The organism is Aquimarina sp. AD1, from assembly GCF_003443695.1.
Classification (GTDB): Bacteria; Bacteroidota; Bacteroidia; order Flavobacteriales; family Flavobacteriaceae; genus Aquimarina; species Aquimarina latercula.
The window spans coordinates 4,885,541-4,910,870 of record NZ_CP031966.1 but is presented as its reverse complement, the minus strand read 5'-3'; the positions used below and the strand labels follow the sequence as shown (position 1 = coordinate 4,910,870).

Below are 25,330 nucleotides of genomic sequence, written 5' to 3'. Positions count from 1 at the left end.
CTTAAGGCTGAGAGTTTTTATAAACATTCACCAATTGATGTGCAATTAGTTCCGAATCTAAATAATTAATATTTGCTCTTCCTTTGGTTTTATCCTCTAAATTGAGGGCTTCTTTTATTTTTTCTGAAATTTCTTTTGGATCAAATTTTGTTACAAAACAGCCTTTAGTGGATGAAATAACTTGTTTTATATCCCCCACATTAACAGCTACAATTTTACAATTGCAAGCCATTGCTTCTTTAATCACATTTGGTGATCCCTCCCAAAGACTGGTTAATAAGATAACATCAGATGCGTTAAAATAAAATGGCATTTTCTTATTAGGAATATCCACTAGTTTTTGCAATATTACCTCATCATTATCTATTAAGGAAAAAGCTTTCTTCGCCAATGCAAAATTTTTCTCAGGTCTATCAGGGTTCGCAGCAAATAAAATATGTTTCTTATTATAATCCCAGCCTGTTTCTATAATTGCCTCTGATCTAGGAATCTGCTTAAACTTTTTAAAGTTTACTCCATTAGGTATAACATTGGCTTTCTTTAATCCTGAATCATCCTTCATGTCCTGAGATTTTACAATAACTTGTTTCCAAAACAACCAGCTAAAAAGTTTGATTACATATTTTAATATTGCCGACGCCTTAACGTCACTCCCCATCAATGAAACAATCAAGGGTTTTGCACCAGCTAAGGATGCAACAATAGCGCTTAATGAGTAATGCGCGTGTACCACATCAAAATGTGTGTTTTTTAGAAATTTATTTAACGTAAAAATGTTTTTAAAATACCCTATAGCTCCTTTTCCTTTAATGGTAAAAAAAGTTACCTGATGACCTAATTCCATAATAGATTCTCCTTGATTTTTAGTCAATGAAGAAATACCGTTTTTAGAATTTCCGCTACTTACAAAAAGTATATTCATTTTGTTTACTACTTCAAAAAGGATATGATACTATCGACATATACTTTTTCGATTTCTAATTTTTCCTTTACAAATTCCCATCGCCCTTTTTTGTTAGAAAAATACCCTTTTGAGTAAGGTATACCTGCCGTTCCAAAGTACAGAGATTGAAACTCTATGATATAAAATTGTTTTCCATCATATGCTATATCTATAGAAAGATGTGGTACATTTAATTTTCGAAAAACATCGAGCGCCACATCAAACATTCCTTCTGGCGCCTCAGCATCTAAATCATATAAATAATTATCATATCCACCACCACTTGCTTTAATACCTCTTCCCTTTAATATTGGTCGTTTAAAAGTATATAGTCTATCTCCAAAAACATATACTTTCCAATCGTTTTTAAGGTTAGGAATAAAATCTTGCACAATAAACTTATCACGATAAATAGATTCTTTGATATACCCTTTATGTTTTAAAGCCCTACCATAATCCTTAGCATCTTCTAGGTAGTTCCTTTTTTGACTACTTGCTTTTACCTTAGCAATTAATTCTTGCTTACTTTTTACGAGGGCTACTCCCCTACCAGACGCCCCCTCTGATTCTTTAAAGACACAAGGAAAAGAAAGTTCTTCTATCGATTTTTCAAGATCAGACATGGAACCAAAAACTCTTGATTTTAATGGAGGCCGCATATCACAGACTTCGCGCATTAACTCCATAAACACCTTGTTATTATTAGCTCTAAGGTGCTTATATTCCGGAAGAACTTTGGTCCCTACAAGTTCCAGTGCAAACACCACATCTTCTATATATGATTTATAGCGATATCCTATATCTTCTGAAGAAGTATAGATTACAGGTATATTTTTGAGATCTTCATCCTGAACAGATACCTCATTAAAGCATTTAAAAATTACCTCATAGCCTGAAGCTTTAAAATAACTTGATAATTTATTTTTATCCATACCACTGCGGTAAGGAGTATCAAAGTGCTTGGATCCAAATTTTTCTTTATAATCGGTAAGTGCTATAATTTTATTCATTAAGCAAATATTTATTTGATTGATTAGATTTTTGTTTTAGCGCACTTATAAGAGATATAGTCATCAATAAAGTATCTCTTTCTTTTTCATTTGTATAAGGGGAGAGTCTATCTAAAATATTGAGTACATATTTTTGATCTATCCATTCTGTTTCTTGGATTAGACTTTTAAAGTTATTCTGTTGCGCTAAGGTTCCTGAAATAATTCCAAGGTTATCCAGGTTCGTTTGTTTAACTTTTCTTTTTAATCGCTTTTTAATAAATGGGAACAAAATATTGAATAAACCAAAAGGTTCTCTTACATCTTTTGGACGATATCCCTTTCCTGTTTTTTGATGATAAATTTGAGTATTGGTTTTTTTAATAATGTCCGCATATATGTACTGACCCTTCATCCTTTTCAAAGGGTTTTCTGTAAAAAAATCGTTATTCGCACCTGCGTATTGTGTTTTTAGAAGTTCTTTTATGAAGGTATAATCCAGAAAAGGAGTTCTTACCTTGATATAGCTCATCTGGATATAAATCCATTGCCCAAAAAACTTCCTAAAAATCTCTTCAAACACAAACGTGTAGAATTGTTGGTTTGGTGTAAGGTCCTTCGGGATTGATTCTTTATAGTTAATTAATTCTTCTATTAATTCCTCTAATTCTTCGGCAAAATCTTCTCTATTAATAATCAATAAAGGCTTTGCTTTTAATATTCGATCTCTAATTTCATCTGCAGTAGTACTAGTGAAAATATCAACCAAAGCTTGTGAAGTTACAGCTCCAGTTAAATGCAATGCTCTAAATAACTCACTTCCTACCACTCCCGAAATAAGATATTTAGATTTTTTAGTTATTTCTTTAGTACTGTATAAAAAGTGTGAATAAATCAATCCATTACCACTAGGGTATAAACTATTATATTCATTTGCATTTTTTATGTAATGTTCTTCTATGTACTCTTTGCTCCCCAGATCAAAATATTGATAGGGTATATCAATAGCCTTAGCATTCTCTTTTGGTATTGCTACATCCTCATTCTCTAATTTCCCAAAAGAAAAAGTATTGAATTTTTTATCAAAATGTGTAGCACAACTTACTAATGTTCGACCATCAAAACCACTAGTGAAAGCAATATCAAAAGTATCTTTCGGAAAATACTCTTTAGTAGTTTCTATGAATAATGCACTTATTTTATCCGCAGTTTTTGATCCTTTAGAAGGTTCTTGAGTAAAAAGAGATACCGTATCGAAATGTTTTTTAATCGTACTTTTTTCTTTAGTTAATTCTAAAAAATAATGACAAGGTGCTAGCTCTATTCCTTTATAAAGTGTTCGATTAAAGAATCCATAATTAAACAACAAGCTCTCTAAAATGAACTTTTTGTCCATTTCGAATTTCTTATCTGATTTTTTACGGATATATTCTATTGAAGAGGATATATATTCAAAATCAGAGGTATGATAAAGAGGTAGAACATTTAGAAAACTACTATATATTTTCAGGTGATTTTCTTCTATTACAATAGCATAAAAATTACCTTTCAATTTAGGAATTTGATTAACATCTATTGTAAACAATTGCTCTTTAGTCCCTATATAATCTCCAAAAACTAGTATTCTAACATCTCCTTCAAGATATTCTTCATACTTTTCTCCATCAATATTTAGATACCAAGCATCAGTTAATTTTAGTTGATGCTCCTTAGGCAATTTATCTTTTGATTTTGATATGATAAAATGATCCATCATTTATAAGAGTCCTCTGTTAGAAAGTTTAAATAAGTTCCACATTAAAATAGCTAGGAAAATGAAGCATAAGTATATTTTCCAATGCATTATTTTTTTTAGATAATTTGTAAAAATTCCATCTGCCATGAAAATGATTAAAAATGGTAATGCTAATACCTGAAATCTATCTTGAAATGAAATTCCAGAAATTGCTAGAATTAAAATATATCCTATAGAAAAGCTGGATATAAAAACAGACCCTTTATTTCTATGTTTTACAATCCTAAAAAGTCCAACAAAAACAAAAAAGTACAAACTGTTTCGTATGATCTCATTAAAAAAATGCGCATAGATTCCTAATTGAGCTTCTTCAAAATTTAATAAGGATGGAAATGGGGTAACAATTGCTCCGGCAATTAATAAAGGTGCTACAATCGCTTTGGTATAACTAATACCTCTCGATTGTGCCGCATATGACAGTTCGTTATCAAATTGGTTTTGGCTAGCGGCAATAATAGTATCAACACTCTCCTTCATCCCTAATTGTTCCACAACAATATAGCTGCCATAGACCATTAAAACAGAAACACATATAGATAATATACGATAATTCTTTTTTCTAGTTTTTAGAAATATAATCTGTAGTAAAATACATATCAACAATAAAGGAGCTATTACCGTTCTAAAATATAACGTAATTGCTACCTGAAAGACAATAAGTGCTAAAATAAGCCACTTAAACTTAGCATTGTGTACTAGTTTTATTATCAAATATCCAACATTGACAATAATAAACATCAAAAAGGTTTCTTTTAGCACCATACTACTAAACCACAAGAGAGGCGGCATTAGCATCACTAAGATTCCAGATAATCTGGCTCGTTTTTCATCAAAAACATACTGCGTAATTTGATAAATCCTTATTGCTATCAAACTCCCTACAAGAATATTAAAGATTTTAACGACCAAAGGATACGCACCAAAAATATAATATAGAAAACCAATAATAACTGAAAAACCATAATCCGAAGCTCCTTTCCAAAATCCTGATAGTTCATTCTGAATGCTAATTCCCTTTTCAAGTGCTTGCTCTACCAATTCTCCCGAAATATGGTAATTTACAGAATCAATCGCACCAATTTCAAAAGGTAGACTATCCGCATCAAAAGACATCGTAAGCACATACATCGCAATTACCGCCAATGTTCTATATACGACACTATGTAAAAATAGTTTCTTTTTGAATTGTTTTGTAAATTCCCAATACTTTGCATATTGATATAAGGCTACAAAAAACAGAAATATAGTTCCTAATCCTCCTAATAGAATTAACAATGGCATCGTATACTCCGAAAACAACAATATGTGGAATAACAATACTACTATTGAAAATAGTATTGCAATACTTGAGTATGTTTTATTCCAGATCATAGCGCTTTATAAGCTTTTAAGTAAGATTGATGAGCTTGATTAATCGAATATTTCTTTGAAAAAGAATCTTTCGCATTTAATTTCAACAACTTTCTTTCTTCTTCTGATAACCGTAAAAAGGTTAAAACATTGTTACAAAATGATTCTATTGTAAAATCCTTTGTAATAAATCCATTATATCCATGATTAACTACGTCCTTCATTCCTCCTGCAGGAGTAGAAATTACAGGAACTCCCAAGGATAAGGCTTCTAAAGCAACAATTGGCATTCCCTCTTCTGTAGAAACCACACATAAAGCATCTGCTTGTGTTATAAAATCAGCAGCATCATTCTGTACTCCAGAGAAAAAAATGTTTTCAGATATTCTTTTCTCTTCGCTTACGTTGCCTACCACTAAACACTTTATTTGAGGATACTTCATTTGTAAAATCTTACAGGCATCAATCAGTAATGAAACATTTTTAAATGGAGAATTATTAGCTATCATTAAAAATTTAAAATCCGTTTCCTTACATTTCAAACTTTGATTCCAATAATCTTTAACCTGCTGCTGACTTCTTAGTGGTTGATACCTTTGTATTCCGTTTTCTACATATGTAGTTTTTAATTTAGGAAAATTCAGTTTTAATTCTTCATAAATTGATCTTGACACACAAATGTGCAATACACTGTTATTTAAAAATCGTAACCTATTGCACAACCTCATAACTGGTTTCCAAATAGTAAAACTATTATGCATGGTATGCACATACTTATACTTCTTTCTTATGAATGATAATCCGTATACATAATATAGTGGATTGTGTAAATGCACATGAATGATATCGGGTCGTTCTATTTTTAAAACCCGATCTAATTCAATAAATTGAATACCACTATACTTCTTTTTCCAATCAAGCTGAATCAACTTTATTCTAGCGTTAATTTTAGAAATATAATTATGATATGCATCTGATTGCCTCAGTACAACGACTATTATTTCATCAGTCTCAGATTGTTGGTTAGCGAATTGAACCACAAAATTCTCAGCACCACCTAAATTTAAAGTTGATATGATATGTATAACTCTCAAGATGCTTTTCCTATTTTCTTTCGGATAATAGATTTTATTTCTTCATATTCGTCAAATTTCAAAAGATGCGCGCAGACTATATATCCAATTCCTACAGTACATATTCCTAATACAAGATATAATAATTGATCCTCTATAAAACTCCACAAAAAATAGCTCCCTGCAGTTAAAAATATACTAACAAAGGCATATTGTAACATGTCAATTATTTGTTTGAAACCAGAATAACCGATATATTTTCCACTATAATAAGCATATGTAAAAAAGCCTATAAATGATACTATGACATATCCCACAGCGATTATTTCTATCCCAAAACTATAGGTGATACCCAATGTTATTACAATGAGGATATTATTAATAATTTCTAATTTTAAGAATAAATCAGAACGCCCTTTTGCATTAATAAAATTAGAGTTGATCGCATTGATAGGAAAAAATATAACTCCAATTGCCAAAATTTGAAGTAAAACAACTGTTGGTAACCATTTTTCTGTTAATAACACTAGTACTAGTGGATTTGCAAAAGCTATTAAAATAGTTATCATAGGAAAAAGAAGAAAGGAAGTTAACCGAACACTTCTTTTCATAATTTTCCTAACACGTTCATCATCTTCTATAACATCTACCAATATAGGAAATGTAACATTTTGCATGATCGTTGTTACTAATGTTGCGGGAATTTGCTTAAAAAGAGTAGCTCGGGTATAATACCCTAATTCTTCAGATTTGTATATTTTACCAATTACTACTAAATATATATTTTGAAAAGCAGCATATAATAATGTAGATGCTAAAATTTTTGACCCAAAATTAAATAGTTTTTTTAAAGCGTTTATACTAAATATAAAGGAAGGTCTCCAATCATTAAAAATCCAAAACAAGACTGAAGTAGCAAAATTTCTAGATAAATATTGTAACACCAATGACCATACTCCTAAACCTGAGAGTGCACAACCAATCCCAACAAAAGCACCGATTAAGCCAGAAGTAATATTCACAATAGCTTGTGCCTTAAAATTGATTTTTTTAATCAAAATAGTTCTCTGAATGATCGCAAAAGATGAAACAATTACATTAAGGCCAACTACTTTAATAAGGTCTATCAACAAAGGCTCTTCATAAAAGTCCGCAATAAAAGGAGCTACTATATAAAGTATTCCATAAATACAGATACTTATCAAAAAGTTAAAAAAGAAGGTTGTAGAATAATCTATCTGATTTGCTTCTTTTTTTTGGATCAGAGCTCTACTGAAACCACTTTCTACAATAGCCTGAGATACGGTTATAAAAATAGTGATCATTCCTATAAATCCATAATCTTCAGGCAATAATAAACGGGCTAATACAATTCCAAAAACAAATTGTATCAACATCGTTGATGATTTATCTACGCCACTCCAGATTACTCCGCCAACAGCTTTTTTCTTGAGGCTGGTCACTTATCCAAATAATTTAAATGTTTAATCTATGAGATTAAACATTACTTTTTAAAAGTCCATCCTTAGTAGACTTTAGAAAAGGATGATAATCATTCTTTAATTCGGAAATAGAAGCATTTCGGATATCGTGAACAATTTCTATAGATTGTCTTGCATCTTTTAGTCCATAACCATTGCCATTTAGGATTGATTTGTAACTATTTGTATGCAATTCAGTAAATCCTCCACTAAATTCAATTTCTTCTCCATTTACGGTAATTGATCGGTAAGTTCTTTTTCCTTCTTTTTTAACCTTTTCAGGAATATTATTGTAATCAATAGATAAAAACCATCGTACTCTTGCTTTCTCAAATTCTAAATATCCTGCAGCCGTATCATCGGTAAGTTTATGAACCACATTTTTAGTTACTTTACCAAATATCCATGATAACATGTCATAAAAATGCACTCCTATATTTGTTGCTATTCCTCCAGATTTAGAAACATCCCCTTTCCAAGAAGTATAATACCAATTTCCTCTAGAAGTTAGATATGTTAAGTCAATATCATATATTTTATCTTTTGGTCCTTGATCAACTTTCTTTTTTAAAGCAATAATACTTTCATGAATTCTAAGCTGCAAAATCGAATATACATTATGTTCTGATTCATTTTCAATCTCTATCAGCTGATCCACATTCCAAGGATTTATAACTATTGGTTTTTCACAAATAGCATGTGCTCCTCTTCGTAATGCCATCCTTATATGAGAATCATGAAGGTAATTAGGAGTACAGATACTAACATAATCTAATGCTATGTTTTTCCTCCTTTTTATTTTCTCTATATGCCTATCAAACCTTTCGAACTCCACAAAAAAATGAGCTTCCGGAAAATAACTATCCATAATTCCAACACTGTCGAATTTATCTAAGGCTGCGATTAAATTATTATTGGTATCCTTAATAGCTTTCAAATGACGGGGTGCGATATATCCTCCTACCCCTACAATAGCAAAGTTTTTGTTCATTTTTTTTGTTTTGAGACAGTTTTATTTTCTAATCTATATGTTTCGTTACTTTCTGGGCAAACAGACCATCCATTGGTATCAAAATTTAATCGATGTCCATATTCACTCATCCAACCTATTTGTTTTGCTGGATTACCAACTACTAGAGCATATGATTTAATAGTTTTTGTTACTACAGCACCAGCGCCTATAAAAGCATATGCGCCTATATCATGCCCGCATACAATGGTAGCATTCGCTCCAATGGAAGCACCTTTGCCGATATGAGTTTTAGTATATTGCCCTCTCCTATTAACTGCACTTCTTGGATTAATCACATTGGTAAATACGCAAGAAGGCCCCAGAAAAACATCATCATCACAGATCACTCCTGTATATACTGATACATTATTCTGAATTTTCACATTATTACCAATAATCACTTCTGGAGATATCACTACATTTTGTCCTATATTACAATTTTCTCCAATTTGACTTGAAGACATTATATGAGAAAAATGCCATATTTTGGTTCCTTTACCAATGCTACAGTTATCATCCACATAAGATGATTTGTGCACAAAATATTCTTGGTCCATTTATTATTTAGTTAAAATCATCATCCTTAAGTCTTATAATAAAACCAAGGTTATATTGAATATAATTACTTCCTACTTTACTATTATCCACTGAAAAATTTCCAGTAACCTGTCCATTAAGACGTAAACTCTCAGTAATATAGTAATTAACACCTATACCAACATTAGCCGTTGTTGCCATTTCGCCATTATAAAATCCAACGCCAACGCCAGAACTCATATACCCTTCATACATTGCTCTATACTTATTAAGATATAGATTTGTTAGGTAATATTTAAACATTCCTTCTATTCCAAAAAAATTGGTATCCTCTCTTGCTATACTTCCATTTACATTTTTACCTTCCAAAAATCTATTAAAAGATCCAGCAACTTCAAAACCATAATCATTCTTAAATCTTTTCTCTATGACAATTCTAAATGGATTACTATAATTATAGTTGTCTTTAACATCAAAAACTCCATTAATTCCTTCTCCAGAATCATAAATCACATTTAATCCAAATCCAAGAATCCAAGGATTATCATCATCAAGATATGCTTGTGAGTTAACATCTATCGTCGTAAACATAAAAAAAAGACATAAGCATATGCTAACAACTTTCATCATACATTTTATTAATCATAACGTAAAGAGAACATTTATTCGTATACCTCCATAACATTTTACAGCTTTGGAATACACATATTTTTCATTACTCTGATAAGTTTATAGCAATTAGTACAACCTAAATAGACAATCATCATCAGGTTATTTTTAATCACAATTTTTCCTATATATCACGAATTTTACAATTTTCAATCTTAATACTTCTATTGTGTATTTTAAAAAGTGCTTATTATCGATCAAAACGCAAAATTTTCGTTAACTGTAAAACAAAACTAGAATTACAAACTTCATTTTATAAAAAAACAGGTTACCAAAAGGCGACCTGTTTTCTCTATAAATGCTTTTAAAATTAATATGTTAAAAAATTCTATCTAATTTCAATTTTAGTAGTAAGGTTTTTGTCATCAATATTTAATTGAAGAATATATATCCCTGTTCCAAGTTGAGAAACATCAACAGTATTTACTGTATTCTTCTCTAAATTCTCTGAAATCATTTGTTTTCCTATAATATCAAAAATTTGAACAGTTCCTTTATTATATAAAAAAGGGATTTGAATATTTACTTCGGATAATACAGGGTTCGGCCAAATTCGTGTATTACTTTCATTAAATTCATCTACAGAAAGTGTATTTCCTAATCCAATACCTGCACCTCCACTAGAAGTAAACACATACAACTCTAACGCTTGATCTTCATTTCCTGATGAAGGTGTAAGCAAACCACTTGCTATAATTGTTATAGATTGCCCAATAAATCCTGATATATCCGCATTACTTTCATTAAGCACATTTGTTGTTCCTTCTTCTCTTATCTCCAAAACATAAGCTGTAGGGTCTAATGTTTGGTATCCGTCAAAATCGGTATATGAAATATTATCAACTAATTCCGCTCCATTTGTAATTGCTGTTTCGAAAATATCTACTGATGGAGTATCTGGTGATCCGTGATGTACTAAAACATCTACTTTAGTATTATCATTAGCTGCTTGTCTTGCTAAATCATATATTTCATAATTCAATGCATTAGCGCCAGAACCACTAACTAAACCATCTACCACAATAATATAATCGTTATTTTCATCTAGAGTTACTATTTCCGATAAAACTGGAATAGAAGTAGCAGTAGCATTAGCAGGTCTAACATCAATTTTGAGGTTAATTTTTGCAAACGTTTCGAAAAAAGGGCTCGCTACTCTAAAATTCACATCCTCAAATGTTAATACATTTTCTACATAAACATCTACTGGGCCAGCATCCGGACTATTATGAATCAACTGAACTGAAGCCTTAGGAACTGCAGGAATTTCTAATCCAACGCCACCTCCTCCAAGTGCACTAAACACGAATAATCCAAAATCAGCTCCATCACTATTTACCGTAGGATTTAAAAATCCACTAGCAACAAGTACAACGGCATCACCAGCTAAATTAACCCCTTCTAAATCGGTTAACGTGGCATCATAAGCTTCTATAGTTTCTACAGTAGCTTCATCAGTAACCTTTATAACATAATCAATAGAAGGCAATGATTTATATCTTCCATTAGTAGTTTCAGAATTATCTCTTCCAACAAAAGTTCCATAATCAGCACTATTAAAAATTGCTGGTGCTCCCTGCACTGCCGCTCCATCAATAATATCAATCTCTGTTGGAGCATCCACTCCTCCGTGATGCAAAACAATATCCGTATTAGAAACTCCATTTAATCCAGATTCTTGTCCAAAAGCATAACTAAAAACATCAAAAGGAATATTAGGTTCATATCCTGTGTCACTTACTATACCATCAGCAACCAAAATATATGTAAATCCATCTGCTAGGTTTAGTTGTTTGGTAAAAATAGGACTACTATTATCCACTGCATCAGGAGCAGTAATATCAATTGTTAATGCCGTATCTGTTGGAACGGTTAAAAATGGAGAAGCTGTTCGAAACATTATGTTATCCAAAGAAGCATCTGGGATACTTCCATTTACATAAATATCTACCGTGGCGGCTGCCAAATCTGGTGAATTATGTATTAACTGAACTCTCGCTGTTTGAGCGATTGTATAATTCCCTATTAACAGGAAAACTAACGTAAATAAGTAAGTTGATTTTTTCATGGTTATGACGATTAGTGTGTAATAATTTGCTTAACACACTCAATTTAAGGTATTTAAAAACCTTAAGCATTCGAACATTTAATAAAATTTTACCAATAAAATGTTATAAAAAACCAAATTTTAGCAAACCTCTTTGGAGTTTACCAGTAGCGTATTTATCAGAAAAACAGGATCAAGCTAATATTATAAAACAAAAAAAAGACAAGCTAAATGCTTGTCTTTTTGAGTGACCCCGATGATTCAAAGTTCAAACTTTTTGGTGCAAGATCTGAAAGAAATAAATACATTTATAAATGAATACTCGGAGCTATCAATTATTTGCTGTCCGAAATAATCAATACAAATTATAAAAAGTTAAATTTATTTTAGACATTATTCTTAGTTAAGAAAGGATAAATATTAATTGGATTAAATACCAATTCTTCTAAGAAAATCGGCTTTATAACTCTCACCAATGGGGATTCTAGTTGTATCAATAATTACTTTACTTTTTTGAACAGTTTCTATATAGTTTATGTTCACTATAAACGATCTATGAATCCTTATGAAATTATTTTCAGGAAGTTTTGATTGTATGGCTTTAAAACTCATCAAGGTTAATTTTGGTTTTCCAGTGGTAATGTGAATTTTCAAGTAATCCTTAAGACCTTCAATATATTTTATTAATCCTAACTCTATTTTTATGTTTTCATATTCCGATTTCACAAAAATAAACTGATCAGGAGCAGTAATAGATTCGGGAGGTTTCTTTGCTATATCAGGTGTTTTATTATTATTTTTAAATTCAAAAATTTCTTTTGCCCTATTGACCGCTTTTATAAACCTTGGAAATGGTATGGGTTTTACCAAATAATCTACTGCATTTAACTCAAATCCTTCTATAGCATATTGGGAATAAGCAGTAGTAAAAATGAAAAGTGGTTTATGATCTAAAGCTTTAATAAAATCAATCCCATTGATTTGAGGCATTTCAATATCAGAAAAGACAAGATCAATATTGGCATTGTTTATAATGTTTAATGCTTCTAGTGCATTTGTAAAAATTCCGACAACTTCTATAGTACCTAAATCCTCACAATAGGATTTTATAATATTAAGTGCCAATGGCTCATCATCAATTATAATACACTTCATGTTATGTCAACATTAATGTTAATGTTAAATCAACTTTATAATAGTCCTTGTCATCTTTTATATTAAGAGTATGGGCATCTTTATATAAAAGCTCTAAACGATTCTTTATATTGCTAAGACCAATCCCCGAAGAATCTTCATTCTTTTTATAAGTTCCTATAATATTACTTATACTCATCATAAGTTTATTTTCAATAACTTCAATTGTTATTTCTATAATAGTATTCCCCTTAAAATCTGTACCATATTTAAAAGCATTTTCAATAAAAGAAATCAATAAAAGGGGATAGACTTTTTTGTTTTCATAATTTCCTTTTATCAGTAATTTTACTTGTTCACTATTAGTAAGTCTAAGTCGCTGTAGCGATACATAGTTTTTTATATAATCAATCTCTTTTTTAAGAAATACTATTTCTTGATTAGCCTCATACAACATATATCTCATTAACTCGGACAATGTAATTACTGCTTCAGGAGCTTCGTTAGATTTGTTACGTACCAAGGAATATACACTGTTCAATGAATTAAACAAAAAATGTGGATTTAATTGAGTTTTTAGAAATCGAAGCTCTGTTTCCGTTCGTTTTGCTTCTATTTCTTTAGCAATTTGATCTCTTTTATAGAAGTCTAGAATAAGACTAAAGATACCTCCTAAAAGAAAAAAGACAAAAGAGAAAATAGCTGGAAGAACATATTTCAAATTTTTTATAGGAGGAAATTCATTTTCAAACTCCAAGTGCTTATCTAATCTTTCTAATGGTGGAATTGGATAAAAATTTCTAAGTAGGTAATTAAACGAGACTAAAACACCAATAGAAAGTATAATATATAAAAGGTTTTTTTTCTTTAGAAGTAGCCTGGGAACTAATAATAAGTAATTAATATAAAATAGACCCACGCTACCAAGTCCTCTATAAATAAAATCTAATCGTATTTGATCTAATTCCGGAATAGCAATTACAATCGGTAATGTAAAAAAACACAACCAGATAATTACGTGGATCCAGATCTCTTTAATTCTAAAGCCTTTTTTCAAAGTAACTACTTTTTAATATCGATCAAGATAGTTATTTTTTGAAAGTGATATCATACTTCTTTAGTTCATTTAATGATATCATTGGCATAGTACCAGATTTTAATTTCGTAATTACTAATGTGCCAACTTTTTTAGCTTCTTCTTTAGATTTAAAACTTTGTATTCCAGGAACTCCTGGGATGGTCTCTTGTTTTATAATTAATTCAGAATCCAAATATACTTCGTAGTACCATTCTTTTTCCGCACGTTCATTGATTTTCAGTGTATATATGTCATTATTCTTTAGTGTTTCCTTTTGAAGAAAGAAGCTCAACACTAAAACACCTATGACGATTGTTACAAAGACAATTGTATATTTAAAAAACTTTTTCATGTCGTGTCATTTAAAATAGATCAGACAGTATTTATGGAAGGAGATTTTGGAAAAAGTAAAAACACTGCCTGACCGTAGCTAATAATTATTAATCATCTTCATCTTCGGTTTCAAGTGGAAAAAATTCTCTATTATCGTCTAGATACAAAGTTCCACTTCTACCTAATGCTACAAAAGCTCGTGATCCATTATAAAAGGCAATCGGATCTTCTCTGGATATACCTTCATATTCTGTTTTCTCTACCCAAAGATCTGTTGCAGGATTATATTCCCATATAGAGTTTGATGAGCCTAAACCAACATTTCCACAAGCAACATACCCTCTATTTCCTATACTAAAGCCTACAGCATTGTTTCTTGTAATAAAATAGTCATCATTATCATCCAGATCTGTTAGCGCACTCCAGGTTTCTGTTGTAGTATCAAACACCCAAAAATCTTCCTGATTTAAACCATTAGAAATACCCGTTCCCAAATATACTTTATCTCCAATAGAAAATGTCATTGCATCTCTTCTTTTATCACCTCCAAATCCGACTAATTCTATCCATTCATCAGTAGTTGGATTATATTTCCAGAAATCTTTTTTATCATTATCTCCGTCAAAACCAGTTCCTACATATCCAGAAGAACTAGAGTTAAATGCAACAGCACCTCTCCTGCTTCCTCCAGTAAAATCAGTAATGGGAGACCACATATTCGTTGAAGAATTATATTGATAAAAATCATTTAATTCATTGTCGCCATCAAAACCAGTACCTACATAACCATTGCTGTTAATTGTAAACCCTACTGCAGCACTGCGCTCTACTCCTGGGAAATCTGCCAATTGACTCCAGAAATTACCTTCTATATCATATTTCCAGAAATCTTTTTGGTAATCATCCCCGTCAAACCCGGTACCCATATATCCCGTATTATTAATAGTAAATGCAATAGCACTGCTTCTGGGAGTTCCATCAAAAACCGATCGTTCTACCCAATTTCCTAATAGTTCATCATCATCATCATCAGAACAACTAACTATGATAAGGGCCATTAGTAATACCAACAAGATTTGTTGTAATTGTAATAGATGTATTAAAAATGGATTATTTTTTGTTTTCATTCTTTGTTTTATTTAAGTTAAACTTTAATCCCATAGATATGTAAAAGGAACTATTTGATTCTATATCATACAGCTCATTATTATCATTGTCTCGTATTTTTAATTGGTTCCAAGGTGCATAACCCAGACTGATGGTAGTAGTCCAATTGGGTTGGATTCTATAATTATATTGGATTCCGGTATTCAGTGAATTATACTGTAATTTTGTATTCGTTTGTAAACTACTATCAGCTAAAGTAACCGATGAAGAAGCATTTCCGAAAAGACCACTAAAACTTGCTTTTCCTGAAAAAGTATGTCGCTCTCTGTAAGTATAGTTTATACTTGTTTCTGGGATACCTAATATATAACTCCAATTAGAATTTATTTTTTTTCTAAAAGAAATAGCAGGAAAAAATTGAGGTTCCCCAAACGGAGTTCCGAAACCTAATCCAAATGTTACTATTGAAAAAGTTTTGTCATTACCCCATTTTTTTGATACCGAAAGTATAGAATTTATGATGAGATCATTATTGCTTAGACTTCCTTCTAAGTTAGAGGATATAACTGGTGAAAACATAATATTTCCTGACCAGGATTCATTTATCATATACCTATAAAACATACGAAATCGTATATTATGAATTCTTTCATAGGATGCTAGATTAAAATCGATAAAAGAATCCTTCTTGTATAGAAAATCATACAGCGTATAGGAAATACCTAAGCCTACCATACCTTTTCCTAGTTTAGTCCCAAAATTTAGATTCGCAGCATATTTTTCTATCTGAGTATCACCAATATCAGGAATAACCGAATACTCAAAACCTCCTATTTCACCCTGTGGATCCTGTCCCCATAGTGCATTAGTAATTCCTGAAAGCATTATAATTAATGTAAAATGACACTTCATTTAATACAAATTTTGTGTAAAAATAACTTAACAACAAAGCATCAAAAAAAAAGATATACAGGTATACATTTTTTATATACCAAAATAGGATTTACCTCGATGAAACCTTGTTTAATAGATTGGTAGAGAGAAAACAGGAGCTGGTATAGAGGTATCTGTAATTTGTAGATTCTAGTTTTTTAATTCTAAACAGTCTCTTTGTTTTGTTATTCAAATAAAAAAATAATGAGAGAACTATTTGGTTTATTAATAATAATATTGTCTATAATTTCTTGTTCTGATCGAGAAGAAGATATTCCTACATTAGAGGTAGGTCAGGATTTTACAGATTCTAATATTCGTATAATATCTATTGATACTTTTGCTGTTGAATTATCTACATTTAAGTTTGATAGTATTAATAGTTCCAGTAATAATAGATTATTATTAGGACAATATAAAGATGAGTTCTTTGGTACAGTACGTGCTTCTAATTATTTCGAGTTAACCTCACTTAACTACAATTTGCCGGATGACGCTGAGCTAGATAGTATTGCTTTAGTTTTAGGGTATGATCGATATTTTTATAGTGATACTACTAATGTTGCACAAGTTAATATTCACGTCTTGACGGATGAAGTAGATCCAGAAGAAGATTTCTTTTATAATACCAGTGTACTTCCTTATGAAACTATTCCAATAGCTACACGTAACTATATCCCTGAACCATTTGACGAAGATTCTTTGCATATATCCTTACCTATTGCTTTTGGTCAAACACTGTTCGATTTAATACGTGATGGAGATATTAACGATGATGATGAATTAAGAAGAAATTTTAAGGGATTTACATTACAGCCGAGAGACGAAGATGACGCATCAATTATAGGGTTTTCAAAAAGTAGTGAAAGCACATATCTCCGTTTTTTTTATACCGTTCCAGGAGAATTTGAGGATGATGAAGAAGCGTTTGATTTAACTATAAATTCTGCTACAATTACTCCTAAATCATTTAATAACATTATAAGTAACGTAGCAGACACCTTTCTTGAACCATTAATTGATCAAGAAATTAACTTGCTGTCAAAAGACAGTGAGAATAGAAGCTATATCCAAGCAGGCACTGGTTATGCAACTCGTATTCAGTTTCCTACTATTCGTAAAATTTATGACATTCCCGGTACCGGAACTATCCTTAACGCCACGCTACAAATTAAACCACCTCCACAAGCTTTTAGTAATGCACTACCTATCAGGGATTCTCTTTTTGTTGATATAGCAGATCAAAACAATGAATTGATAGATAGATTATTTAATGGACAAGGAGGTGTTTTTGCACTCATCAATGAAGAAAACATAGAGTTTAATGAAGTTATATACGAAATACCTATTGGGTTTTATTTAGAGCAGGAACTTCAAGAAGCTCCAATTATAGATAATGCATTAGTGCTTTTTTCACAAGACTTTAATCAGACTGTAGATCGCTTTGTACTAGAAGGTGAAAGTAGTACGGACTTTAGAGCCAGGTTAATATTGACGTATGCTATTTATGATGAATAATAATTATTTAAAAATACTCGGAGTATTGTTTTTTTGGATATCTACTTCAAAAGCACAAACTAATTCTTTAACAGGATCCCCGTATTCCTTATTTGGATTAGGTGTACAAACCAATTCTAATATCGGAAGAAATAGCGCTCTGGGAAGAGGAGGAATTGCTTTGGAAAGTAATTACTTATTGAATACACTAAACCCAGCATCTTTTACAGGTATTTCTGAAAAAAGTTTTTTATTAGACATTGGTTTTTTAGGAGAGCTTAATAAAGTTTCTACTAATGATAAAGATGAAAACAGATTTTCTTCTAACTTTTCTAATCTAGCCATAGGATTTAGTCTTAATGAAAGATCCGGAATGGGTTTATCAATTGTTCCATTTACGGATGTTGGATATGCTTTGATCGGAATTGAAACTAACATTGAAGGTTCTCAAGATGAATTTATTAGCAATATTATTGGTTCAGGGGGTCTTAATGACTTAAACTTACATTATGGATACAGGTTATATGATAATCTAAGTTTAGGTATTAAATCTTCATTCTTATTTGGTGCTATCGATCAGATAGAAAACATCATTTTTCAAGAAACTTTTCTAAATATAACAGAAGAGAATTTTTATAACGGTTTCAGACTGGGGTTTGGATTACAATATAAGATAGATAACCAATATAGTTTAGGTTTTACAATAGATTCTCCAACATCTCTTAAAGGTTCACAGGATAGAAGTGTAACTAAGAGTCTTGACTTTATTCCAACCGAGGTAGAAGATGAAAATGATCTAGCGATCGACAGTTTTAAACTACCATTGGAGATAGGTTTTGGAGCTAGCGCTAGGTTTTTTAATTCACTAACTGTTAATCTTGACTATAAAGGAAACTTATGGGGGTTTACTAATCAGAGTGATGACATTGGTGATTATGTGGATCAAAGTATCATTAGTCTTGGAGCTCAATATAGAGCAAAAGAGATAGGGCTAAAATATTGGGAAAATATAGAGTTCAGAGCAGGATTTAATTATGATTCCGGATATCTAAAAGTAAACGATGAGACAATCAACAATTACAGTGTAACTGCAGGAATAGGTTTTCCGATTAGTGTTAGAGGAGGGTCTATGATTAATATTTCATATGCGACCGGACAACGTGGAACAGTTTCTGGTATTCTGGTAGGAGAAAGTTTTAATATGATCAATGTAAACATAAGTCTTAAAGATATATGGTTTAGAAAACTAAAGTTTAATTAAAAACAACTAGATGAAAAATAACATTCTAACGATAATAATAATTCTTGTTTGCAACATTAGTAGTGTTGCACAAGAAAAAATGAGTGTAACCGAAATGGCTGATTATCAAACCCAGCAGATGGTTAAGGAACTAAATCTTACTACAGAACAAACCGAAAAGGTAAAAATAATCAATCTAAAGTATACGGAGAAAATCGTTGTTTTGATGGAATCAACAGGTAGCATGTTTGGTAAAATTGGAGAAATGAATGAAATAAAAAAAGGCAAACTTTCTGAGCTGGAAAAAGTATTGTCTCAGGAACAATTAGAAAAGTATGAGCACGATGTAGCTCCAAACATCAAAAAACATATGAGAAAGAACATGAAACTGTAGACCAATGAAAAAATATGTAAGCATCATCATAGGAGTTTCAATTGTAATTTTAGGCGTGTTAGCTTTTAATTTATTGAATGTTGAAGACAATAAAAAAAAGGAAGAAGTCACAGCCGAGACACCTATAAAAGTAATTAAAGTAAAACGAGTAAAATTAACCAATGTACCATATGCCGTAGAAGCTACAGGCATACTTCACGCTAAAGAGAAAATAGAACTATATAGTGAAGTTCAAGGAGTAATTCAAAAAACAAATACAGCTTTTAAAATCGGAAATCGATTTAGAAAAGGACAAGCTTTAATTGTAATGGATAATAAAGAACATACTGCTCAAATAAAATCTGCGCGAAGCGATTTAATGAACCAAATTGCCGCTATGTTACCAGATATGGAGATTGATTATCCCAATATCTCCAAAAAGTGGGAAACATATTTAGAAAATCTTACAGTCAATTCAAAAACACCTGAGCTACCAGAATTTAACTCTAATGAAGAGAAACTTTTTGTATCTGGAAAGAATATTTATAGTGCGTATTACAACATTATAAATTTAGAAGAACGCTTGAGCAAGTATTATATCAATGCTCCTTTTACAGGAATAGTAACAGAGTCTAACGTAAATGTTGGAACCTTAATAAGAAGTGGTCAAAAAATTGGGGAATTTACAGATGATTCCAATTTTGAACTCCATCTTTCCATACCCGCATCTGATAATAGATATCTTAAAAAAGGAATTTCCGTTCATCTTAAAACAATGGATAATTTTCAATCATTTAGTGGAAAAATAACACGAATAAACGGGAAAATAAATCAAGATACGCAGAGTGTTAATGTCATTGTAGAAGTTAGTAACGAAGGTCTAAAAGATGGTCTATATCTAAAAGCCCAAATAGATGGAGACGATTTAATAGATGTTTTCAAAATAGATAATGCTCTCATTCTCGAAAACAACATGGTATATGTTGTAAAAGATAACCTTTTAGAATTGAAACCCATAAGAATTGTTAATTACCAAGGTAATGCTTCAGTGATCACTGGTCTGGAATCAGAGAATATTATTGTCAACCAAAGCATTGCTAATGCGTACCCCGGTATGCCAGTAGAAATTCTAGAATAATTATGAAAAACTTTCTCGGTTACTTTATAAAATATCCAGTTGCTGTAAACATTTTTATAGTAGGTTTTCTAATTTTCGGCTTTCTCGGGTATCAAAAAATGAATTCCTCATTTTTTCCTTTATCCGATGCTAAAACTATACAGATTACAGTTACTTATCCAGGAGCTTCTCCTGAAGAAGTTGAAGAGGGTGTCGTAGAAAAAATTGAACGTAATCTTAAAGGTATTATAGGTATTGATAGAGTAAGTTCTGTTTCTCAAGAAAATAGTGCTTCTGTAATCATTGAAATTCTGTCTGGTTTTGATATTAATTTGGTATTAGATGAAGTAAAAAATGCAGTCGACAGAGTCCCCTCGTTCCCAAAAACTATAGAGCCTCCGGTTATAGAAACAATTAAACCAACAAGACCAGCTATCTCATTCATTATTACTGGTAAGGATATTCCTTTACGAATATTAAAAGAGTATGCCCAGAATATAGAAAATGACCTACTCAGGATTGATGGAATTTCGCAAATCTCATTGACAGGATTTCCTGATGAAGAGATAGAAATTTCTATCTCTGAAGCGAAACTTAGAAATTATAATCTGACGTTCGAAGAGGTTGCTAAGTCTATTGCAGAAGCTAACATTAGTATTTCTGGAGGTTCCATAAAAACGAAGGATGAAGAGTTTTTGATTAGGGCAGATAACAAAAGGTATTTTGCAGATAACCTTAATAATATAGTTATAAAATCATCTGCTGATGGATCAAAAGTATACCTTAGAGATATTGCCAAACTAAATGATACCTTCAGCGAAAATCCAGATAAGCTCTTTTACAATGGAGAACAAGCGGTTCAAATTGACTTAAAGAATACGAATTCCGAAGATTTAATTAGTAGTGTAGAAAGTGTAAAAAACTACATAAAAAAATTTAACACCGAAAATGAAAATATTGAATTAAAATCAACTTTCAACACGGCAGATCTAATAGAAGATAGGATTTCTCTCCTACTAGAAAATGCCATTGTCGGAATGTTATTGGTCTTAATACTCTTATCTTTCTTTTTACGACCTAGCGTGGCATTCTGGGTAGCTTTTGGATTACCGATATCTTTTTTCGGAATGTTCATCCTCTTACCCAATTACGGAGTTACTCTCAATATGCTTTCTATGTTTGGGATGATTCTGGTAATAGGTATATTAGTGGATGACGGTATTGTAATTGCCGAAAACATTTACAGCCGACGGAAAAAAGGAGAATCACCAATACAAGCGGCTGTAAACGGTACATTAGAAGTATTAAAACCTATTCTTTCTGCTATTACAACTACCATATTGGCATTTTCAGTATTCTTTTTTTTAGATGGTCAAATAGGTGACTTTTTTGGAGATATTGCGCTAGTTGTCACCTTAACATTATTGGTGTCTCTAATCGAAGCCCTATTAATTCTACCCTCGCATTTAGCCCATTCTAAAGACATTAAGAATATCAATAAAATAAGTAAGTTTAATAAACTTGGTGAACGATTCATGGACTATTTACTGGATAAGATATACATTCCTGTTTATAAAAAATGTTTACAGAACAAGTTTTTATCGTTTACTATCATCTTCTTTTTATTTATAATCACAATTGGCGCATTTACAAGCGGTATCATAAAACTAAGTTTTTTTCCTACGAACGCAAGTGATCAAATTGTTGCAACAATAAACACCCCCCAAGGAACAAGTGAACGTGTTACAGATTCAATTGCCACTTATATAGAAAACAATGTTTGGAAAATCAATAAAGATTTAGGTCCAAACGAGATAAATGAATCCCATATTACAGGAACAGTAAAGCGTATAGGTTCAAGCAGTTCATCTAGTAGTATTACAATCAACTTATCTCCTAGTGAAACACGTTCTATTTCTTCCATAGAGATTACGGATAAAATTCGTGCTTCTGTAGGTAATATTCCGATTCTTGAAAAATTATCTTTTAATTCTGGAGCTAATGTTGGTGGGGCACCTATTTCTGTATCCTTACAAGGTAAAAACATTGAACAAATTAATAAAGCCAAGGAAATCTTATATACTGAATTAAGTAAGAACCCAAATGTTAAGGATATTATAGATTCTAGTCCAAAAGGTATCAAAGAAATTAATTTGAAGCTAAAGGATAACGCACAACTTTTGGGCTTAAGTTACAATAGTTTAATGACCCAAGTTAGAAATGCTTTCTATGGAAATGAAGTACAACGAATTCAACGAGGTCAGGATGAAGTGAAAATCTGGGTACGGTACGATAAGCAAAACAGATCAACTATCAGCAACCTTAATACTATTGAAATTAGCACCTCTAATGGACGGGTTCCCTTATCGGAAGTAGCCTCGTATACTATTGAAAGAGGTGAAGTAGCCATTAATCACTTAAACGGAATTCGAGAAGTAACTGTAGAAGCGGATATCGATAACGCCAAAGTCAGTGCAGCGGATATCATGATGGATTTAAAAACAAGAGTTGCCAAAGGCATAGAAGAGAAATACCTTGAAGTTACAGTTTCTGCAGAAGGTCAAAATAGAGAAGTTAATAAAATTGCAGACTCTGCAACTGCAGTTTTTCCTGCCATTATTTTTTTGATATATGTAGTTATAGTATTCACTTTTAGATCATTTAGTCAGCCATTTATATTATTGGCACTTATTCCTTTTAGCATCATTGGAGTGGCTTGGGGTCATTATTTACACGGCTTTCCTATGAGTATTTTATCATATTTAGGTATTGTTGGTTTAATAGGTATTGTAGTAAATGATGGTTTGGTATTTACTAATAAATTTAATTCATTTTTAAAAGAAGGTTTGAAGTTTGAAGAAGCTCTTTACCAAACCGGAAGAGCACGTTTTAGAGCTATTTTCTTAACCTCGATAACTACTATAGCAGGTCTTGCTCCATTGATGTTAGAAAGAAGCCTTCAGGCACAGTTTTTAATACCGATGGCCATTGCTATTTCTTATGGAATAGCGATAGCAACCATATTAACACTATTCATTCTGCCCATTTTTCTTTCGTTTTCTAATACAATTAAAGTGTATATAAAGTATATAAGAACAGGTAAAAAACCAACCAGAGAAGAAGTAGAACGTGCAATCATAGAACAAAAAGTAGCAAATGAAAAATTTTAAAACGTTAACAATACTATTCGTTTTTCTTAGTATTTCTCCGGTAATTTCACAAAATGTGCTTACTCTAGATGAAGCTATAAAAATTACAGTAGAAAAAAACTATGACGTTCGCATTGCAAAAAACAATACAGAAGTTTCTAATATTGAAAAAGGAGTTTTAAATAGCGGTTACCTTCCTACAGTTTCAGTTTCTGGCGGTATAAACTATTCTGATGAAGCCCAAAATGTAACTTTTTCCGATGGCTCTAATACGAATATAGACAATGCAATAACAGAATCTTATAACGCTTCGGTGACTGCAGAGTATACAATTTTTGACGGGTTAGAACGTAAATTCAACACTCAAAAAAACAGTGAAAATTTTAATCTTAAGAAAATAGAAGAACGGCAGCTAATAGAGAATACCATTGTTTCATTATATGATACGTATTATAATGTAGCATATCAAAAACAGATCACCGAAAACCTTCTGTTGAATATTGAAAATTCTAAAGATCGTTTAGAACGTACGAAAAAGAAATTAAAATATGGGCAAGGTTCAAAATTGGATGAACTAAATGCACAAGTAGATCTTAATAATGATAGCATTTCATACGCTTCAGCCTACAAAGATTTTAAGAACCTTAAACGTAACTTAAATCTTCTATTAGGTAGAGATATAACTATTGAATATGTTGTAGACACAACTGTAGTTTTTCTAAATAAACTTAGCGAAGATGCCATCCTACAAAAGGCTATTAATAATAATGTAACCTCCTTACTTAATAGACAAAACATATTATTGAGCGAGTTAGATATCAAAATAAATAAAGCTAAATTTCTTCCTAAAATTAATGGTAGTGCAAGTTATAATTGGAACGAAAGTATGAATCCTGTAACCTCATTCGCACTTAATAATGAAACGTATGGTGTTAACTTAGGACTGAGTTTATCTTGGAATTTATTTGATGGAGGAAAAAACAAAACAAAAGTTCGGACATCTAAGATAACAAAACAAAATCGTGAAATTGAACTCTATAAGGCAAGAGAAGAATTAAAAACAGAAGTCTATAATGCTTATGAAGATTATTTTAATAAACAATTCACTCTTAAAGCTGAAAATCATAATATAGCAACAAACCAACTGAATTTTAGTCGTACTCAAAAGCAATTTAGTCTTGGTCAGGTATCTGCAGTTGAATTTAGGCAAGCACAAATTAATTTATTCAATGCCTTGAATAACTGTGTAAAGGCAAAATATGATTTGAAGATTGCTGAGACTAATTTACTTCAATTGGGAGGAATCTTATTAGAATAATAAATGATTTGTTTGTTTCAGTAGATTTATAGTGTGATTTTTTATAACTAATTTATGCTCACTAGTTTTTCAGATCGATAACTATAAATCGTAATAGCCCGCAGTGTTAAGCTGCGGGCTTTATTACTAAGAATTTGGGTTTTGGTTTGTTAGAT

The 25,330-nt window shown here is 31.3% G+C and carries 21 protein-coding genes; 6 read left to right on the top strand and 15 right to left on the bottom strand.

Annotation, left to right across the window (positions count from 1 at the left end; translation table 11 throughout):
* Position 1: 1 nt before the first annotated feature.
* The 15 genes from D1815_RS21015 to D1815_RS20945 form a co-directional block, all read right to left on the bottom strand.
* The gene (locus D1815_RS21015; RefSeq protein ID WP_118389206.1) at positions 2 to 922 is read right to left on the bottom strand and encodes a glycosyltransferase; all 921 of its coding nucleotides are present in this window, start codon (positions 920 to 922) and stop codon (positions 2 to 4) included.
* Between the two features lie 8 nt (positions 923 to 930).
* Complete coding sequence (locus D1815_RS21010; protein WP_118389204.1) at positions 931 to 1,953, bottom strand: RimK family alpha-L-glutamate ligase; 1,023 nt, start codon at positions 1,951 to 1,953, stop codon at positions 931 to 933.
* Positions 1,946 to 3,688 (bottom strand): hypothetical protein, encoded by a 1,743-nt coding sequence (locus D1815_RS21005; RefSeq protein ID WP_118389202.1) that lies wholly within the window; start codon positions 3,686 to 3,688, stop codon positions 1,946 to 1,948. Before D1815_RS21005 ends, D1815_RS21010 begins: the two co-directional genes overlap by 8 nt.
* Complete coding sequence (locus D1815_RS21000) at positions 3,689 to 5,098, bottom strand: glycosyltransferase family 39 protein (protein WP_118389200.1); 1,410 nt, start codon at positions 5,096 to 5,098, stop codon at positions 3,689 to 3,691.
* A complete protein-coding gene (locus tag D1815_RS20995) occupies positions 5,095 to 6,171 on the bottom strand; it encodes a glycosyltransferase family 4 protein (RefSeq protein ID WP_118389198.1) in 1,077 nt (358 codons plus the stop codon). The genes D1815_RS21000 and D1815_RS20995 overlap by 4 nt, the downstream gene beginning before the upstream one ends.
* Positions 6,168 to 7,613 (bottom strand): lipopolysaccharide biosynthesis protein, encoded by a 1,446-nt coding sequence (locus tag D1815_RS20990; RefSeq protein ID WP_118389196.1) that lies wholly within the window; start codon positions 7,611 to 7,613, stop codon positions 6,168 to 6,170. Before D1815_RS20990 ends, D1815_RS20995 begins: the two co-directional genes overlap by 4 nt.
* A 34-nt stretch (positions 7,614 to 7,647) precedes the next feature.
* Entirely contained in the window at positions 7,648 to 8,622 is a 975-nt protein-coding gene (locus D1815_RS20985; RefSeq protein ID WP_027395894.1) for a Gfo/Idh/MocA family protein, read from the bottom strand.
* Positions 8,619 to 9,200, bottom strand: coding sequence for an acyltransferase (locus D1815_RS20980; RefSeq protein WP_027395895.1), 582 nt, complete (start codon positions 9,198 to 9,200; stop codon positions 8,619 to 8,621). The genes D1815_RS20985 and D1815_RS20980 overlap by 4 nt, the downstream gene beginning before the upstream one ends.
* A 7-nt stretch (positions 9,201 to 9,207) precedes the next feature.
* Positions 9,208 to 9,771, bottom strand: a complete 564-nt coding sequence (locus D1815_RS20975; RefSeq protein ID WP_027395896.1) for a hypothetical protein — start codon at positions 9,769 to 9,771, stop codon at positions 9,208 to 9,210.
* Positions 9,772 to 10,177: 406 nt separating this feature from the next.
* A complete protein-coding gene (locus D1815_RS20970; RefSeq protein WP_118389194.1) occupies positions 10,178 to 11,917 on the bottom strand; it encodes a DUF4397 domain-containing protein in 1,740 nt (579 codons plus the stop codon).
* 408 nt (positions 11,918 to 12,325) lie between these two features.
* Complete coding sequence (locus D1815_RS20965) at positions 12,326 to 13,051, bottom strand: LytTR family DNA-binding domain-containing protein (RefSeq protein ID WP_118389192.1); 726 nt, start codon at positions 13,049 to 13,051, stop codon at positions 12,326 to 12,328.
* A gap of 1 nt (position 13,052) precedes the next feature.
* The gene (locus D1815_RS20960; protein WP_118389190.1) at positions 13,053 to 14,087 is read right to left on the bottom strand and encodes a sensor histidine kinase; all 1,035 of its coding nucleotides are present in this window, start codon (positions 14,085 to 14,087) and stop codon (positions 13,053 to 13,055) included.
* A 31-nt stretch (positions 14,088 to 14,118) separates the two neighbouring features.
* Complete coding sequence (locus D1815_RS20955) at positions 14,119 to 14,460, bottom strand: DUF4907 domain-containing protein (protein WP_118389188.1); 342 nt, start codon at positions 14,458 to 14,460, stop codon at positions 14,119 to 14,121.
* 88 nt (positions 14,461 to 14,548) lie between these two features.
* On the bottom strand, positions 14,549 to 15,568 hold the full coding sequence (locus D1815_RS20950; RefSeq protein WP_233557444.1) for a galactose oxidase: 1,020 nt from the start codon (positions 15,566 to 15,568) through the stop codon (positions 14,549 to 14,551).
* Complete coding sequence (locus D1815_RS20945; protein WP_147404010.1) at positions 15,552 to 16,460, bottom strand: DUF6268 family outer membrane beta-barrel protein; 909 nt, start codon at positions 16,458 to 16,460, stop codon at positions 15,552 to 15,554. The genes D1815_RS20950 and D1815_RS20945 overlap by 17 nt, the downstream gene beginning before the upstream one ends.
* Before the next feature lie 225 nt (positions 16,461 to 16,685).
* On the opposite strand from D1815_RS20945, the gene D1815_RS20940 reads away from it, so the two are divergent.
* From D1815_RS20940 to D1815_RS20915, 6 genes are all read left to right on the top strand, one after another.
* Positions 16,686 to 17,999, top strand: coding sequence for a DUF4270 family protein (locus D1815_RS20940; protein WP_118389184.1), 1,314 nt, complete (start codon positions 16,686 to 16,688; stop codon positions 17,997 to 17,999).
* Entirely contained in the window at positions 17,989 to 19,239 is a 1,251-nt protein-coding gene (locus tag D1815_RS20935) for a hypothetical protein (protein ID WP_147404008.1), read from the top strand. Before D1815_RS20940 ends, D1815_RS20935 begins: the two co-directional genes overlap by 11 nt.
* Positions 19,240 to 19,318: 79 nt before the next feature.
* The gene (locus tag D1815_RS20930; RefSeq protein ID WP_147404006.1) at positions 19,319 to 19,612 is read left to right on the top strand and encodes a hypothetical protein; all 294 of its coding nucleotides are present in this window, start codon (positions 19,319 to 19,321) and stop codon (positions 19,610 to 19,612) included.
* A gap of 4 nt (positions 19,613 to 19,616) precedes the next feature.
* Complete coding sequence (locus D1815_RS20925; RefSeq protein ID WP_118389177.1) at positions 19,617 to 20,729, top strand: efflux RND transporter periplasmic adaptor subunit; 1,113 nt, start codon at positions 19,617 to 19,619, stop codon at positions 20,727 to 20,729.
* A 2-nt stretch (positions 20,730 to 20,731) separates the two neighbouring features.
* Positions 20,732 to 23,878, top strand: a complete 3,147-nt coding sequence (locus D1815_RS20920; protein WP_118389175.1) for an efflux RND transporter permease subunit — start codon at positions 20,732 to 20,734, stop codon at positions 23,876 to 23,878.
* Complete coding sequence (locus D1815_RS20915) at positions 23,865 to 25,175, top strand: TolC family protein (RefSeq protein ID WP_118389173.1); 1,311 nt, start codon at positions 23,865 to 23,867, stop codon at positions 25,173 to 25,175. Before D1815_RS20920 ends, D1815_RS20915 begins: the two co-directional genes overlap by 14 nt.
* The last annotated feature ends 155 nt before the right edge of the window (positions 25,176 to 25,330 follow it).

Excerpts from the sequence above, each read along its gene's own strand:
- D1815_RS21015 (WP_118389206.1), bottom strand. The coding sequence starts at position 922 with ATGAATATACTTTTTGTAAGTAGCGGAAATTCTAAAAACGGTATTTCT.
- D1815_RS21010 (WP_118389204.1), bottom strand. The coding sequence starts at position 1,953 with ATGAATAAAATTATAGCACTTACCGATTATAAAGAAAAATTTGGATCC.
- D1815_RS21005 (WP_118389202.1), bottom strand. The coding sequence starts at position 3,688 with ATGATGGATCATTTTATCATATCAAAATCAAAAGATAAATTGCCTAAG.
- D1815_RS21000 (WP_118389200.1), bottom strand. The coding sequence starts at position 5,098 with ATGATCTGGAATAAAACATACTCAAGTATTGCAATACTATTTTCAATA.
- D1815_RS20985 (WP_027395894.1), bottom strand. The coding sequence starts at position 8,622 with ATGAACAAAAACTTTGCTATTGTAGGGGTAGGAGGATATATCGCACCC.
- D1815_RS20980 (WP_027395895.1), bottom strand. The coding sequence starts at position 9,200 with ATGGACCAAGAATATTTTGTGCACAAATCATCTTATGTGGATGATAAC.
- D1815_RS20975 (WP_027395896.1), bottom strand. The coding sequence starts at position 9,771 with ATGTTTACGACGATAGATGTTAACTCACAAGCATATCTTGATGATGAT.
- D1815_RS20970 (WP_118389194.1), bottom strand. The coding sequence starts at position 11,917 with ATGAAAAAATCAACTTACTTATTTACGTTAGTTTTCCTGTTAATAGGG.
- D1815_RS20965 (WP_118389192.1), bottom strand. The coding sequence starts at position 13,051 with ATGAAGTGTATTATAATTGATGATGAGCCATTGGCACTTAATATTATA.
- D1815_RS20955 (WP_118389188.1), bottom strand. The coding sequence starts at position 14,460 with ATGAAAAAGTTTTTTAAATATACAATTGTCTTTGTAACAATCGTCATA.
- D1815_RS20950 (WP_233557444.1), bottom strand. The coding sequence starts at position 15,568 with ATGAAAACAAAAAATAATCCATTTTTAATACATCTATTACAATTACAA.
- D1815_RS20945 (WP_147404010.1), bottom strand. The coding sequence starts at position 16,460 with ATGAAGTGTCATTTTACATTAATTATAATGCTTTCAGGAATTACTAAT.
- D1815_RS20940 (WP_118389184.1), top strand. The coding sequence starts at position 16,686 with ATGAGAGAACTATTTGGTTTATTAATAATAATATTGTCTATAATTTCT.
- D1815_RS20935 (WP_147404008.1), top strand. The coding sequence starts at position 17,989 with ATGATGAATAATAATTATTTAAAAATACTCGGAGTATTGTTTTTTTGG.
- D1815_RS20930 (WP_147404006.1), top strand. The coding sequence starts at position 19,319 with ATGAGTGTAACCGAAATGGCTGATTATCAAACCCAGCAGATGGTTAAG.
- D1815_RS20925 (WP_118389177.1), top strand. The coding sequence starts at position 19,617 with ATGAAAAAATATGTAAGCATCATCATAGGAGTTTCAATTGTAATTTTA.
- D1815_RS20920 (WP_118389175.1), top strand. The coding sequence starts at position 20,732 with ATGAAAAACTTTCTCGGTTACTTTATAAAATATCCAGTTGCTGTAAAC.
- D1815_RS20915 (WP_118389173.1), top strand. The coding sequence starts at position 23,865 with ATGAAAAATTTTAAAACGTTAACAATACTATTCGTTTTTCTTAGTATT.